This is a genomic window from Bradyrhizobium sp. TM239, from assembly GCF_036247985.1.
In the GTDB taxonomy this organism is placed as follows: domain Bacteria; phylum Pseudomonadota; class Alphaproteobacteria; order Rhizobiales; family Xanthobacteraceae; genus Bradyrhizobium; species Bradyrhizobium ottawaense.
In genome coordinates this window covers 414,813-429,068 of the sequence record NZ_BTIR01000011.1, presented here as the reverse complement: position 1 = coordinate 429,068, position 14,256 = coordinate 414,813, and the positions used below count along the sequence as shown (strand labels likewise).

At 63.8% G+C, this 14,256-nt stretch carries 14 protein-coding genes; 11 read left to right on the top strand and 3 right to left on the bottom strand.

All coding sequences use genetic code 11. The features are described from left to right. Positions 1–310 precede the first annotated feature (310 nt). Entirely contained in the window at positions 311–571 is a 261-nt protein-coding gene (locus tag AABA84_RS20375) for a hypothetical protein (protein ID WP_338312889.1), read from the bottom strand. Between AABA84_RS20375 and AABA84_RS20370 the strand changes: the two genes are divergently transcribed. From AABA84_RS20370 to AABA84_RS20320, 11 genes are all read left to right on the top strand, one after another. Beyond that, on the top strand, positions 570–1,733 hold the full coding sequence (locus AABA84_RS20370; RefSeq protein ID WP_338312888.1) for a hypothetical protein: 1,164 nt from the start codon (positions 570–572) through the stop codon (positions 1,731–1,733). The genes AABA84_RS20375 and AABA84_RS20370 overlap by 2 nt on opposite strands. A 357-nt stretch (positions 1,734–2,090) precedes the next feature. Next, entirely contained in the window at positions 2,091–3,380 is a 1,290-nt protein-coding gene (locus tag AABA84_RS20365; RefSeq protein WP_338312887.1) for a UbiA family prenyltransferase, read from the top strand. Positions 3,381–3,482: 102 nt separating this feature from the next. Beyond that, positions 3,483–4,097, top strand: a complete 615-nt coding sequence (locus AABA84_RS20360) for a ribonuclease D (protein ID WP_094976049.1) — start codon at positions 3,483–3,485, stop codon at positions 4,095–4,097. Positions 4,098–4,228: 131 nt separating this feature from the next. After that, entirely contained in the window at positions 4,229–4,957 is a 729-nt protein-coding gene (gene lptC, locus AABA84_RS20355; protein ID WP_338308743.1) for an LPS export ABC transporter periplasmic protein LptC, read from the top strand. Positions 4,958–4,961: 4 nt separating this feature from the next. Further along, positions 4,962–5,672, top strand: a complete 711-nt coding sequence (locus AABA84_RS20350) for an LptA/OstA family protein (protein WP_338308744.1) — start codon at positions 4,962–4,964, stop codon at positions 5,670–5,672. A 221-nt stretch (positions 5,673–5,893) separates the two neighbouring features. Next, positions 5,894–6,901: an LPS export ABC transporter ATP-binding protein gene (gene lptB / locus AABA84_RS20345; RefSeq protein WP_338308745.1), complete on the top strand. Its 1,008-nt coding sequence runs from the start codon at positions 5,894–5,896 to the stop codon at positions 6,899–6,901. Positions 6,902–6,991: 90 nt separating this feature from the next. Then, complete coding sequence (gene rpoN / locus AABA84_RS20340; protein WP_212243402.1) at positions 6,992–8,614, top strand: RNA polymerase factor sigma-54; 1,623 nt, start codon at positions 6,992–6,994, stop codon at positions 8,612–8,614. 201 nt (positions 8,615–8,815) lie between these two features. Further along, positions 8,816–9,418: a ribosome hibernation-promoting factor, HPF/YfiA family gene (gene hpf, locus AABA84_RS20335; protein ID WP_338308746.1), complete on the top strand. Its 603-nt coding sequence runs from the start codon at positions 8,816–8,818 to the stop codon at positions 9,416–9,418. 221 nt (positions 9,419–9,639) lie between these two features. Then, positions 9,640–10,101: a PTS IIA-like nitrogen regulatory protein PtsN gene (gene ptsN, locus AABA84_RS20330; protein WP_014438750.1), complete on the top strand. Its 462-nt coding sequence runs from the start codon at positions 9,640–9,642 to the stop codon at positions 10,099–10,101. A 491-nt stretch (positions 10,102–10,592) separates the two neighbouring features. Continuing rightward, complete coding sequence (locus AABA84_RS20325) at positions 10,593–11,906, top strand: O-antigen ligase family protein (protein ID WP_338312885.1); 1,314 nt, start codon at positions 10,593–10,595, stop codon at positions 11,904–11,906. Positions 11,907–11,919: 13 nt separating this feature from the next. After that, positions 11,920–12,942: a glycoside hydrolase family 5 protein gene (locus tag AABA84_RS20320; protein ID WP_338312884.1), complete on the top strand. Its 1,023-nt coding sequence runs from the start codon at positions 11,920–11,922 to the stop codon at positions 12,940–12,942. A gap of 436 nt (positions 12,943–13,378) precedes the next feature. On the opposite strand, the gene AABA84_RS20315 is transcribed toward AABA84_RS20320, so the two are convergent. Together AABA84_RS20315 and AABA84_RS20310 are read right to left on the bottom strand one after the other, a co-directional pair. Then, entirely contained in the window at positions 13,379–13,651 is a 273-nt protein-coding gene (locus AABA84_RS20315) for a DUF1150 family protein (RefSeq protein ID WP_007598581.1), read from the bottom strand. Positions 13,652–13,701: 50 nt separating this feature from the next. Then, positions 13,702–14,127, bottom strand: coding sequence for an Hsp20 family protein (locus tag AABA84_RS20310; protein WP_018323442.1), 426 nt, complete (start codon positions 14,125–14,127; stop codon positions 13,702–13,704). Positions 14,128–14,256 lie beyond the last annotated feature (129 nt).

Sequence of the window (14,256 nt, the reverse complement as noted above, 5' to 3'; positions counted from 1 at the left end):
CCCACGAACATGCCCCATGAACATGGGAGGACGGAATGCCGCGCAGACCTGCCTGCGTCGGGAGCCTTCCCAAAACCACAGCTCACATGCTTTGAGTGTTGCACAAGCGTCAATCGCGTTGACGCAGTGGCAGGCTGGGGCTGGAAGTGACGGCGGTCTTCATTCTTCCTCGTCTTGCCGGTTGCGAGTTTGGAAGACGGGAGTGGGGAACGAACATGACGATTTCATCGCGGGCGCCAGCAACCGCTTTTCTGGCAACGGCGCTCATTGCCGTGATCGCGGCCTGCGCCGGCGCACCGCAGGCCCGGGCTCAGTTCGTGTGCGTGGATGGTGCCGCGTCTGAGCAAGGCGCCACGGCGGCCGGATCAGCGAGCAATTTTGCCTGCGGGCCGTCTGCTTCCGCTGACGGCAACGGCAGCAACAACTCCGCGACCGGGACCGGCGCTAACGCCAGCGGCCACAGCAGCTCCAATATTGCGACCGGAAGCAATGCCAACGCCAGCGGCAACAACAGTTTCAACAGCGCGACCGGAGCGGGAGCCATCGCCAGCGGTGACGGCAGCAAAAACATGGCGTCCGGAAACAACGCGCAAGCCAGCGGTGACAACAGCACCAATATCGCGGCCGGCGCCGGAGCCAATGCCAGCGGCAACAACAGCGGCAATCTTGCGTCCGGGCTCACCGCCCTGGCCAACGGAGACAACAGCAGGAACGTTGCGACAGGGCGCAGTTCCAATGCCTCCGGCAACAACAGCAGAAATGTTGCGAGCGGGTTTGTCGCCAAGGCCTACGGTGACGCCAGCGCCAACACCGCGACGGGGAGCAACGCCAACGCCTTCGGCAACGGCAGCGGCAACATCGCGACCGGCGTCAACTCCAACGCGACCGGCGACAACAGCTTCAACATCGCGACCGGCCTGAATACCAACGCGAGCGGGTCCGGAAGCAACAACGTCGCCACCGGCAACGCCGCCATCGCATTTGGCGCCAACAGCTCCAACGCGGCGACCGGCTATCTTGCGAATGCCAACGGCGCCAATTCGAGGAATATCGCGAACGGCACGCAATCCAATGCCAGCGGGACCGGCAGCTTCAACATTGCGGTCGGAAACGGCGCCAATGCGAGCGGAAACGGTGTCGCGAACACCGCGGTGGGCAACGGCTCCAACGCCACCGGCGCAAATTCCTCGGCCTTCGGCAATGGCGCCTCCGCAACCTTCGCCAATTCCACCGCGGTCGGCAATGGCGCCACCGCGACGCGCGCGAACCAGCAGGTCTACGGCACCGCGAGCAATACCTACACGATGACAGGCGTCACCTCGGCCGCGAGCACGGCCGCGCAGTCCGGACCGGTGCAGCTCGTCACCACGGACGCGGCCGGCAATCTCGCGGCGACCTCGCTCAGTGCGCTCGGGTTTGCGAGCCCCGCGGATATCGCAGGCATCAATAGCCAGCTCGCCGGCATCAATGCCCGCCTCAACGAGATCGACGGCAGAGCCGGCAAGGCGATCAACGGCGTCGCGATGGCCTTTGCAATGTCCGGCTCGCCATGGCTGATGCCGTCCGAGAAGATCGCAATGAGCATGAACTGGGGCACCTTCCAGAACACCAATGCGCTCTCCATGAGTGCAGCGCTGCGCGTCAGCGAGCATGTGCAGGCCAGTGGCGGCCTGACCTACGGCACCAATGGCGGCGGATTGGGCGGCCGCGTCGGAATGCGCGTCGGCTGGTGATGTCGGGCTTTGGCCTTCCATGCAATGGCGTCTGTTCGCGGTCGCCACGCCGGAAGCCGCATCCCCACAGCCGCACGCCCAGGCGACGCCCGCGAAGCCGGCCATGGCTGCGCAGAAGAAGGCGCCGCGAGCGGTTGCTGGGTCATAACCCATTGATAAATTTGCATTTGTCGCTGGACCGGCGGGCGCTCCCACCTGTTCTCGCTGCGCCTGCAGCCCCGATTAAGCCGCCTTTAGCGAATGCTCCCCTAGTGTCCTGACCGTCCATTTCCCTGCTCCCCGGCCGGATGCCGGTCAGTTTGCGGCAAGTCAGAGCGTTTTCGGATGGAGCAGCCTGCCCGGCAGTTTGATTCTGGCGTGCCCGAGCCGTCGGTCACGGCGGCGGCTGCGCGGACGCTCGTCATCGATCTCGAAGGCGGCCTGCTGCGGTCGGAGCTGCTGATGGAGGCGCTGTTCAGCGCGCCGGCGCGCATGCTCGCCCGCTTCGGCGCTGGCGGACGCCCGGGCATGGCGGCGCTCACGGATATCCTGGCGCGCGCCGAGATCGACTACGCCCATCTGCCCTACGACTCCGAAGTGCTGAACCGGGCGCTGGCGGCGCGGGCGCGGGGCGAGAAGATCTATCTGGTCGCTCACCGCTTCGCCCATCATGCCGCGGGCATCGCCGCGCATCTCGGCTTCGACGGCGTGGTTGCGCCGGCCAATCTTGCCGCGGGCGAGCTTCCCTTCGATCGCGCCTTCATCGCGCGCATCGGCGCACGCAGTAGCGGCCGTGCGAGCCTCAGGACCTGGGCCAAGGCGCTGCGGGTCTATCAATACGCCAAGAACACCCTGGTGTTCGTGCCCGTCATCACCGCGCATCAGCTGAACTTTGCCAGCCTCGGCTCCGCGCTGCTGGCGTTCCTGGCGTTCTCGGCCTGTGCGTCCGGCGCCTATCTGATGAACGACCTCCTGGATCTCGCTGCCGACCGGCAGCATCCGACCAAGCGCCATCGCGCGCTGGCGGCCGGAGATCTGCCGATCTCGTCGGCGCTTTCAGCGATCCCTGCGTTGTGGCTGTTCGCGGTCGTGGCCGGCCTCTGCATCTCGCCGCTGTTCCTCGGCGTGCTCGGCGCCTATCTCGTCACCACGATTGCCTATTCGCTCGCGCTCAAGCGCAAGATGCTGGTCGACATCGTCACGCTCGCCGGTCTCTACACGCTTCGCATCGTCGCCGGCGCGGTCGGCGTCGGCGTGGTGCTGTCGGAATGGCTGCTGATCTTCTCGCTGTTCGTGTTCACCTCGCTGGCACTGATCAAGCGCTTCAGCGAGCTCAGCATGCGCGAGAGCGCCGGCCTCTCCGATCCTTCCAACCGCGACTACAGAATCACCGACCTGCAAATCATCGCCGCGATGGCGGCGGCGAGCGCGATGAACGCGGTGACCGTGTTCTCGCTCTACGTCTCCTCGTCCGCGGTGATGCCGCTGTACAGCCGTCCCTGGATGCTGTGGCTGCTCAATCCGCTGTTGCTGTACTGGTTCGGCCGCGCCCTGATGATGGCGCATCGCCGCGAGATGCCCGATGACCCGATTCTGTACGCCTTCCGCGACGGCCCCAGCCGCATTGCGGTTGCGGCGATGATCTGCATCATGCTGGCGGCGATCTGAGCGAACCCGTGCTTGCGCGGTCCGCCGGCAATGGCTACATCGCGGGCAATCCGAATTCGCTATTGTGCCGACGCACCGATTAGACCCGAGGTTTTGAACGCCATGACCGTACGCCTGCATCGCGGCGACCTGCCCGACCTGTCCCGCTACACCGGAGCGGTGGCGATCGACACCGAGACCATGGGGCTGAACCCGCACCGCGACCGGCTCTGCGTGGTGCAGCTCTCGCCCGGCGACGGCAGCGCCGACGTGGTGCAGATCCCCAAGGGCCACACCGACGCGCCGAACCTCAAGGCGCTCCTGGCCAATCCCGCCATCACCAAGATCTTCCACTTTGCGCGGTTCGACGTCGCGGTGCTGTACCAGACCTTCGGCGTCATGACCGGCCCGATTTATTGCACCAAGATTGCCTCCCGTCTGATCCGCACCTACACCGATCGCCATGGCCTGAAAGACCTCGTGCGCGAGGTGCTCAATGTCGATCTCTCCAAGCAGCAGCAATCCAGCGACTGGGGTTCCGACAGCCTGACCGAGCCGCAGCTCGCCTACGCCGCCTCCGACGTGCTGCACCTCCACGCCCTGCGCGAGCGGCTCGACGCCATGCTGGTGCGGGAGGGCCGCACTGCGCTGGCCAAAGCCTGTTTCGATTTCCTGCCGACCCGCGCCCTGCTCGACCTCCAGGGCTGGGAGGAGGAGGACATTTTCGCGCACTCCTGAGCCCATCTGGAGGGAGTTGCCGCCCCGTTTCGGACACTTTCGTAACGGCCTGTCGCCAGCTGCATATTTTGCCGGCGCCGGGTACAATGAACCTTCGACCCGAACAGGCTAGCAGGCACCCTGGAGTTCAGGTGAATTCGGCCCACAATCCAACCTACGACGCCGCGCTTGCGGCGAAGTTTGCCAGCGCGGCGCGTCACAGCCGCCTGGTGCGGATTCTGCGGGTCTCGGTCCCGGCGACGGTGATCGTGGCCATGGCCGTGATCATCTACATCGCGTTCTTCAACAAATTCAGGATTCCCGAGCTGCCGCTCACCGTCGAAAACATGGTGGTGTCGGGCACCAAGATCACGATGGAATCGCCGCATCTGGCCGGCTTCACGCCGGATCAGCGGCCCTACGAGCTCTGGGCCAAGACCGCGACGCAGGACATCACCGATCCCGATCACGTCGATCTCAAAGACCTGCGCGCGAAAGTGCTGATGGAGGATCAATCGACCCTGTTCCTCGATGCCCGCACCGGCCGCTTCGACAACAAGCAGCAGCAGCTCGATTTGCACAAGGACATCTTCCTGCGCACCTCGACCGGCTACGAGGCGCGGCTGAACTCGGCCTTCGTGGACATGGGCAAGGGCACGGTCTCCTCGGACGAACGTGTCGACGTCAAGCTGACCAACGGCACGCTGACCGCGGACAAGCTGCGTATCACGGAAGGCGGCGACGTCATCCGCTTCGAGGGCAATGTGGTGATGCATCTGGACAAGCTGGATGACCCCGCCGCCGCGCAGCCTGCGCCGGTCGAGCCCGCGCCGGCGGCGCCGCCGGCCAAGTCAAAGAACAAATCTGCCAATTCAAAGTGATTTCATGATCAGGTCTTTTCCGCGCAATCACACGCGCAATGCCATCTTCAGTGCAGTTGCGCTCGCCGCCACCGTCGCGCTTGCTGCAACCGGCGCCGCATTTGCGCAGAGCACGATGCAGGGCGTGCCCAACGCGATGCAGGGCTTTTCGCAGAACCGCGATCAGCCGATCCAGATCGAAGCCGCCTCGCTCGAGATGCGCGACAAGAAGAAGGAGGCGACCTTCTCAGGCAATGTGAAGGTCGTCCAGGGCGACACCACCATGACCTCGAAGACGCTGGTGGTGTTCTACGAATCGGGCGGCGACAAGCCGGCTACGCCGCAGCCGGCGGCCAAGGCGACCAAGAGCGCGCCGATGCAGTCGGCGCAGCCGGGCCCGGGTGGCAGCTCCTCGATCAAGCGGCTGGAGGCGCGCGGCAATGTCGTGGTCACCCAGAAGGACCAGGTGGTGACGGGCGAGACCGCCGTGTTCGACACCAGGACCAATCTCATCACCATGCTGGGCGGCGGGGGCCAGGTCGTCCTGACGCAGTGCAAGAACGTGCTGCGCGGCGACCGTCTGATGGTCGACATGACGACCGGCGTGTCGCGGGTGGAATCCGACAACGGCCGGGTTCAGGCCCTGCTGCCGCAGGGCGGCGGCAATGATTGCGGTTCGGGCAAGCCCGGCGGGGCGCCGCCTTTGCAATTGCCCGGTGCAACTAAACCGAAATGAATTCAACAGCTTGGTTCGGATGCGGCCGAACCGAGGTTGAAGCTTGGCCGGCGAGACTGTATCTAGCGCGCAGGGCTTTCGAAGCGGGGTCCGCCGCTTTTCGGGCGTGTTTCACTGGGCATGAGACATCCCTTCACTCATGCTGCACCGGCAAATCGAAATGCCTGTGCGGCAGTTGCGCGAATTCGCGCAGGATCGTCGCGAAAGGCTAGAAGGCGGGGATGGTCGATCTCTTCAGCATGTTCCGTCGGCGCCCCGCCAAGCGCGGCCGGCCAGGATTTGCGCGTCAGGACATCACCGCGCTCGGTGACGGCGTCGGCGGGCTCGTGACCAGCCCTATCAGGGACGCGCCGATGGCCCGCGATCAGGCGATACCTGCGCCCGATCAGTTCCAGGGTGACTATCAAGACGACTATCAGGCCGAGGCGCCGCGTCAGCCGGCGGTTCATCCCGTCAGGGCCGCCGCCAAGCCGAACGGCACCGGCGGGCCCCAGCTCCTGAAGCGGCCGGGCTTCCTGGCTGTGCATAGCGTGGAAAAGGCGTTCGGCAGCCGCCAGGTGGTGCGCGGCGTCAGCATCTATGTGCGCCGCGGCGAAGCCGTCGGCCTGCTCGGTCCGAACGGCGCCGGCAAGACCACCGTGTTCTACATGATCACCGGCCTGATCAAGGCCGATCGCGGCGCCATCGAGCTCGACGGCCACGACGTTACCAAGCTGCCGATGTATCAGCGCGCGCGGCTCGGCATCGGCTATCTGCCGCAGGAAGCCTCGATCTTCCGCGGCCTCACCGTCGAGCAGAACATCCGCGCCGTGCTTGAGGTGGTGGAGCCCTCGCGCAAGAAGCGCGAGCAGCAGCTCGATTCGCTGCTCGACGAGTTCAACATCACGCGGCTGCGCAAATCACCCTCGATCGCGCTGTCCGGCGGCGAGCGGCGCCGCGTCGAGATCGCGCGCGCGCTGGCGACGCGTCCGAACTACATGCTGCTCGACGAGCCCTTCGCCGGCATCGACCCGATCGCGGTCGGTGACATCCAGGACCTCGTCCGCCATCTCACCAATCGCGGCATCGGCGTGCTCATCACCGACCACAATGTCCGCGAGACGCTCGGCCTCACCGATCGCGCCTACATCGTCTATGCCGGTGAAATCTTGACCGAGGGGAGCCCGGATGAGATCGTCGCCGATCCGGACGTGCGCCGCCTTTACCTTGGCGAGGAATTCCGCCTCTAGCCCGTTTTTGGGTTTCGTCAAGGCGTGTACATCGGGCCCGGACTAGGATAAGCAAAAATCGGACCAATTTTTGGGAACGGTTCTTGCTTCATGGCGCTCACGCAGAGATTAGAGTTCCGGCAATCGCAGTCGCTGGTCATGACGCCGCAGTTGATGCAGGCGATCAAGCTGCTGCAATTGTCCAATCTCGATCTCACGACCTTCGTGGAAGAGGAGCTCGAGCGTAACCCCCTGCTGGAACGGGCCAATGATGAGGCCCCCGCGGGCGAGGCCCCGGCCGAGGCCGGCCAGTACAGCGATAACGACGATTTCGGCGGTGGAAGTAGCGACGAGCCGGGCGGCGGTCCGGGCGAGGCGTTCGAGCCGGGCCAGGAAGAATGGATGAGCAAGGATCTCGGCACCCGCGCCGAGATCGAGCAGACCCTGGATACGGGCCTGGACAACGTCTTCTCCGAGGAGCCGGCCGAGGCCGCGGCGCGCAACGCCCAGGATGCGGCGCCGACCACCTATACGGAATGGGGCGGCGGTGCCTCCGGCGACGAGGACTACAATCTCGAGGCCTTCGTCGCCGCGGAAACCACGCTCGGCGACCATCTCGCCGAGCAGCTCTCGGTGGCCTTCACCGCCCCTGCGCAGCGCATGATCGGCCAGTATCTGATCGACCTCGTCGACGAGGCCGGCTATCTGCCGCCGGACCTCGGCCAGGCCGCCGAGCGCCTTGGCGCGACGCAAGCCGACGTCGAGGGCGTCCTTGCCGTGCTGCAAAAGTTCGATCCGCCCGGGGTCTGTGCGCGCAATTTGAGCGAATGCCTCGCGATCCAGCTCCGCGAGCTCGACCGCTACGACCCTGCGATGCAGGCCCTGGTCGAGCATCTCGATCTCCTGGCCAAGCGCGACATCGTGGCGCTGCGCAAGCTCTGCGGCGTCGACGACGAGGACATCGCCGACATGATCGGCGAGATTCGCCGCCTCAATCCCAAGCCCGGCATGAAGTTCGGCTCGGCGCGTTTGCAGACCATGGTGCCCGACGTCTATGTCCGCCCGGGTCCCGACGGCGGTTGGCATGTCGAGCTCAACAGCGACACCTTGCCGCGCGTGCTGGTCAACCAGACCTACTATTCCGAGCTCTCGAAGAAGATCGGCAAGGACGGCGACAAGTCCTATTTCACCGACGCGCTCCAGAACGCGACCTGGCTGGTGCGCGCGCTCGACCAGCGCGCCCGCACCATCCTGAAAGTTGCAACCGAGATCGTGCGCCAGCAGGACGGCTTCTTCACCCACGGCGTGGCGCATTTGCGGCCGCTCAATCTGAAGGCCGTCGCCGACGCCATCCAGATGCATGAATCCACGGTGTCGCGCGTCACCGCCAACAAATACATGGCGACCAATCGCGGCACGTTCGAGCTGAAATATTTCTTCACGGCCTCGATCGCCTCGGCCGATGGCGGCGAGGCGCATTCCGCCGAAGCCGTGCGCCACCACATCAAGCAGCTGATCGATTCGGAGGAGCCTGCGGCGATCCTGTCGGACGACACCATCGTGGAACGCTTGCGCGCCTCGGGCATTGATATTGCCCGCCGCACGGTCGCGAAGTACCGCGAAGCCATGCGCATTCCTTCCTCGGTGCAACGTCGCCGCGACAAGCAGAGCGCTCTTGGTAACGTCCTCTCCACCGCGTTGTCCGATCGTTCCCGCAACACCGAACCAGCCTGATTGCGCTGGCGCGAAATCCCGCTACTCTCGACCTCCCGTCGAGACCGATCCAAGCACGCGCATGATCCGGAAAAGTGGCCAGCGGTTTCCCTTCCCGACAAAGGCCAAACGCGTTTGCGGGGAGATCATGCGCAGGGAATATTCCAGAGGTGCGATGACGTGTCATCGCACCGCGAGCACGTGAACCAAGCGAGGCATCACATGACTCTCAGAATCTCCGGAAAGAGCATCAGCGTCGGCGAGGCCCTGCGCGGCCGCGTTGCCGACCGCACCGACGAGGTGCTGCGCAAATATTTCGACGGCAATTATTCCGGCCACATCACGCTCAGCAAGGACGGCTTCGGCTTCCGCACCGATTGCGCCCTGCACCTCGATTCCGGGATCACGCTCGAGGCCGATTCGAACGCGCCGGATGCCTATGCCAGCGCCGACCAGGCGCTGCTGATGATCGAGAAGCGGCTGCGCCGCTACAAGAACCGGCTCAAGGACCGCTCCGCCCGCAAGGCCCATGTCGCCTCCGAAGCGATGGCTGCGCTCGATGCCACCAGCTACGTGCTCGAGGCGCCGGAGGGCGAGGACGAGGTCACCGGCTACAGCCCCGTCATCATCGCCGAGGCCACCACCTCGCTGAAGCCGCTGTCGGTCAGCGAGGCCGTCATGGAACTCGACCTGAGCGGGGCCCCCTGCCTGGTCTTTCAGCACGGCTCCAGCGGCCGGGTGAACATCATTTACCGCCGGGCCGACGGCAATGTGGGCTGGATCGACCCGCCTGGTGCGAAACCGGACGGCAAGGCGGGCGGTTAGCCAAAAACCGGAGCCCCGTATGATCCCCAGGGCTTAACAATGACCGGGGCAAAGCCGCACGCGGCAGTTGGCACCGGGATTGCGTTGGAGTAGAAGCGCCCCACATCAGGACCGGGGCTAAGTCCCCTTCCTGCTTCACCTTCTCGCGCCGGCCCGGCGTGGTTTCTCTCCAAGCCGGCCAATTCGGAACCTGACGGTTTAATTCACCTCGGAAACCCTCCATGCCGATTACCGATCTGGTCGCACCCGAGGCGATTCTCCCGGCATTGAAGGTCAACAGCAAGAAGCAGGCTCTGCAGGAGCTCGCGGCCAGGGCCGCCGAGCTGACCGGGCAGAACGAGCGCTCCGTGTTCGAGGTGCTGCTGCAGCGGGAGAAGCTCGGCACCACCGCGGTCGGCTATGGCGTTGCCATTCCGCACGGCAAGCTGCCCAAGCTCGAAAAGATCTTTGGCCTGTTCGCTCGCCTCGACCGCCCGATCGATTTCGAGGCGATGGACGGCCAGCCGGTCGATCTGGTCTTCCTGCTGCTCGCCCCCGAAGGCGCCGGCGCCGATCACCTCAAGGCGCTCGCCCGCATTGCCCGCCTGTTGCGCGACCAGGACATCGCCAAGAAGCTGCGTGCCTCGCGCGATGCCCAGGCGATTTACTCTGTGCTGGCACTGCCGCCGGCCACCGCGGCGTAACGTCGCCGTCAAAGGCCGGATCGACTCTGGCCTCCTGGATCGCCCGGCATTGTCGGCGTCGCGCCCTGCCCCAAGGGATCTCCAGGTAGACGCTCCGAAAATTGTCCCGCGTGAGACGCACGGCATATTGGGCGGCGCCAGGATCCGCTAAGAGTCGTTCGAAGCTTTGGACTGAGCGGACGTGATTCGGAATGGAAATGCGTCGTTGCGCATTGGCGCGGCGGGGGGAGAGCGGCCCGGGCAACCGGGCCTCGGCCGGCGGATGCCCGGCGTATCGTCCAAAAGCTACGCGCCTCGCGAAACGCCCAGGCGATCCATTCGGTGCTGGCGTTGGAGCCGGCGACGAACCGCCAATCATCGATATCGTTGGGTTCACGCTGCGCTTTTGCTCGAACTGACGTCCGGGCCAATGGAGGCCCGCTCGCGGCGTAAGTCCCGGGAATGTCGACCGCGCGAAGGCGGTCGCGACGCGCGGTAAGGGAACATCAGCCGTGCTTCAGGAAGGTCAGCTCGGGGCCAACCTCCAAATCGCTTCGGATTCCGAGGCATACGAAAGCGCGATCTGGAAAGCGCGCAGCGTCGGCGTGGAGAAGCTTGCCCGAAACGTGATCCGCGGTTCGATCACCGTCAACGTGGTCGCGTCGATGGGGGTCTTCCATCCCGCGCTGCTTCCCGCAGAGTGGAGCTATCTGCAACAGGCCGTTGCGCTCGTGATGTGGAGCATCCTGATCTACGCCAGTGTCTTCGTGCGTCCACGCGTGCGCGTGCAGCTCAATCCCGATCTCATCGCGCTGGTGGCGTTCTATGCCCTCGCTGCCATTTCCGTTCTCTGGACCAGTCTCGCCGTTGCGGCGCTCATGAAGAGCGCGGCACTTGTGGTGACGACCTTCGGTGCGTACTGCCTCATTACGCGTATCGACATGGAGGAGATCGTCGGATCGACGGCCCTCGGGTTCTTCATTCTGGTCGCCGCCTCGGCCTTGTGTGCCGTCTTCGTGCCAGAGATCGGCGTCGACCAAAGCTGGATGCACAATGGCCAGTGGCAAGGAATCTACGAATCGAAGCAGACGCTCGGCTTCATCAGCGCATATCTGATGTTCTTTGCCTGCTATCAGAAGATGACGGGGCAGGGATGGATCGCTTTTCTCGCGACGTTCCTCCTGGCATTGACGTGCGTCATCGCCTCGGAATCCCGCGGTGCCGGCGCCGTTGCCGTTGCCGCGTGTGGACTGCTCGTGACCTCGATGTGGTCGATCCGTTGCATGAGAGTCTACGCGGTTCTGCCATTCATCATGTGCATCCTGGCCGCCCTGCTGTTCCTGTATTTCTATCTGACGGGGTACGATTCCATCCATCTCGGCGAATCGACCATCGATTTGACCGAGCGGACCTTCATCTGGCAGTACGCCATCAGCCATTTCAACGATGCGCCCCTGCTGGGCTTTGGCATCAACGGATTCTGGACGCGTCCTTCGATTTACGACTATTTCAACCAGAACCATGGTTGGGTGCTCGACAATTATCATAGCGGTTACATCGCGGTGGCGATCGAAACGGGGTTTCTGGGATATTTGCTGTTCGTCGCGAGCGTCTATCTGTTTTCGGAAAAGGTCCTGTATTTGATCGCCACGCGGTCGATCAATCGTTGCCATTGCGCTCTCATCATCGGATTTGTCGTCTTGAGCTTTCAATCGAACTTCACGGAGACGATGTTCCTTCGCTCGACGATGTTCACGTCGGTGCTTCTCGTCGCATGCTTCATCGCAGTGTGCAGGCCGGTGCCGCAGCAACCCCTGCAGCCATGATGGAGGAAGCAGCATGAATGCCATCTGCGCCCGCTGGTCGGTGACCTTCCGTCTCACCTTGGCGATAACCATGCTTGCGATCTGCTCTCAGGCCGACGCAGCCGGACAGGGCATCGCGCGCGCCCCAGGAGAGTTTGGGCGCGGCATCAACATCCTTGGCTACGACGGCATCTGGGAGGGAGGCCGGAACGCGCCATTTCGTCTGGACAACCTCACGGCCATCCGAAAGGCCGGGTTCTCGCACGTTCGGATCAATTTCTTCGGCTTCAAGTTCATGGGCCCAGGGAATCTGCTTGATGAAATCGTCTTGAGGCGGCTTGATGCCGTGATCGAGGAGGTGCTCGCCCGGAAGCTCATCCCCATTCTCGACGAGCACGATACGGATACTTGCCAGCGCGACGTGTCCGGATGCGCCGAGAAGCTGAAGGCGTTCTGGACGCAAATCGCCGGGCGCTATGCCGGAAGATATCCGACGCTCGTCTTCGAGGTCCTCAACGAGCCCGGCGGGCAGATGACGTCGACCAGCTGGAACGCGCTTCTGAACGAGTGTCTCGGCATCATCCGCACCGGCAACCCCGAACGGACGGTCATTGCTGCCGTTCTCAACGTCGATGACATGCCGGTCGAGGAACTGGCCCTGCCATCAGGTGACAGGAACCTCATCGTCACGTTTCACTATTACGCGCCGATACGCTTCACGCATCAGGGTGCGCCGTGGTCCCCAACGTTTTCGCAAATCGGGCCACTCGATTGGGGCACGCCGGAGGACGAACGGAAGGCTCTCGCCGACTTCGAAAAGATCCGGATCTGGTCGGAAAAGGAAAGGCGCCCGATCTATCTCGGCGAGTTCGGCGTGTACGAGCGCGCTCCGGCCGAAGCCCGGACGCGATATCTGTCGTTCGTGGCGCGAAGTGCGGACCGGCTTGGCTGGGCATGGGCCTATTGGCAGTTCGACCATGATTTCGCGGCCTTCGACAGCGCGCGTCAAACCTGGAAGCCGGACGTCATGCGGGCGCTGATGCCGGCGGGGCGTTGAAGCGGGAAAGTTACGTGACCTGAACTCCACCGCGCGATGCGTCGTGCTGCGCCGCGCCGCTTTGCGCTGCGTCGCGTCCGGGGCACGAGAGCTAAGCACGCCGCGGCCTCACACTAGGTCATTTTAATCTAGCGCTTGCTGTTGTTGCGAGGAGTTCTATCCAGCGCCACATGGGGACAAGCGACTAAGCCGCAATCCCGCGTTCCGTAACTGTTCGGTGCGATACGAGCGCGCCCCTTGCGGCTAGTTCAGTATTCCCATGCGCGCGGCTCGCGTCGGCGGTTTACTTAAGCGAGACAAGTCGGACGGGTCCGTGGCTCAATCGATTCAGTCAGATCGCGCTCGCGCTCCGGTTCGAGTTTGCACACGAAATGGAAACGGGCACGCCTTCGCAAGAAGGCATGCCCGCTGGAAACTCTATTCGTGCGACGTGCGCTCAGTGCACGCTGACGGCTTGCAGCTCGTTGCTCCAGGCATTGGCGATCGCAGCTTCCCGGCTGTCGGTCAGCATGATCGGCGTGCCGTCGGCGGCGTGGAGCGCAAAGAGCTTGAGGCCCGGCGCGATTTTCGGCGCTTCGGGAAACAGGCCCGGCACGTCCTCGGAGCGGATCTGTTTCACATAGGCGATATGGCCTTCGCCCAGGGTTGCCAGCGTCTCGGGCGAGACGTTCTTGGCTTCGTATTCGAACGCAACGTGACCTTCACTCATGGTCTCGACTCCTCTGGAACACTAAGCGGTCGAGTCCGCTACTCGTTCCATTATTCGTGCTCATTGATAGCGATTGTCTTAACGATCCTCTCCGGTTCAGGCCGGGCCAGATCGATCGACAACAACCCGTTCTTCAGATCCGCACCCAGCACCAGCATCCCCTCCGCCAGCACGAAGGTGCGCTGGAAGTGGCGCGCGGCGATGCCGCGATGGATGTATTGCCGGGACTTGTCGTCCTGCTGCCGCCCGCGGATCACGAGCTGGTTTTCCTCAATGGTTACATCGAGTTGGTCGCGCGTAAATCCGGCGACCGCCAGCGTGATACGTAAGCGCTCGGGCTGGCCGTCCGCGCCGCCACACCTCTCGATATTGTAGGGAGGGTAGCCGTCGGCGCCTTTGACGACGCGATCGAGCACGCGCTCAATCTCGTCGAAGCCCAGAAGGAACGGACTGGATAACGTGGGAACACGAGACATAGTTTACAAAGTCCTCGCAAAGCGACTTTGGTGCATCAGGGCCCATAGAGGCGCCCCTTGATCAGCAATATGGGCACGTTCCCCTGTGGGTTCAAGCACGTAGCAGAGTGCTGTGGAGGGGCTGGTCGC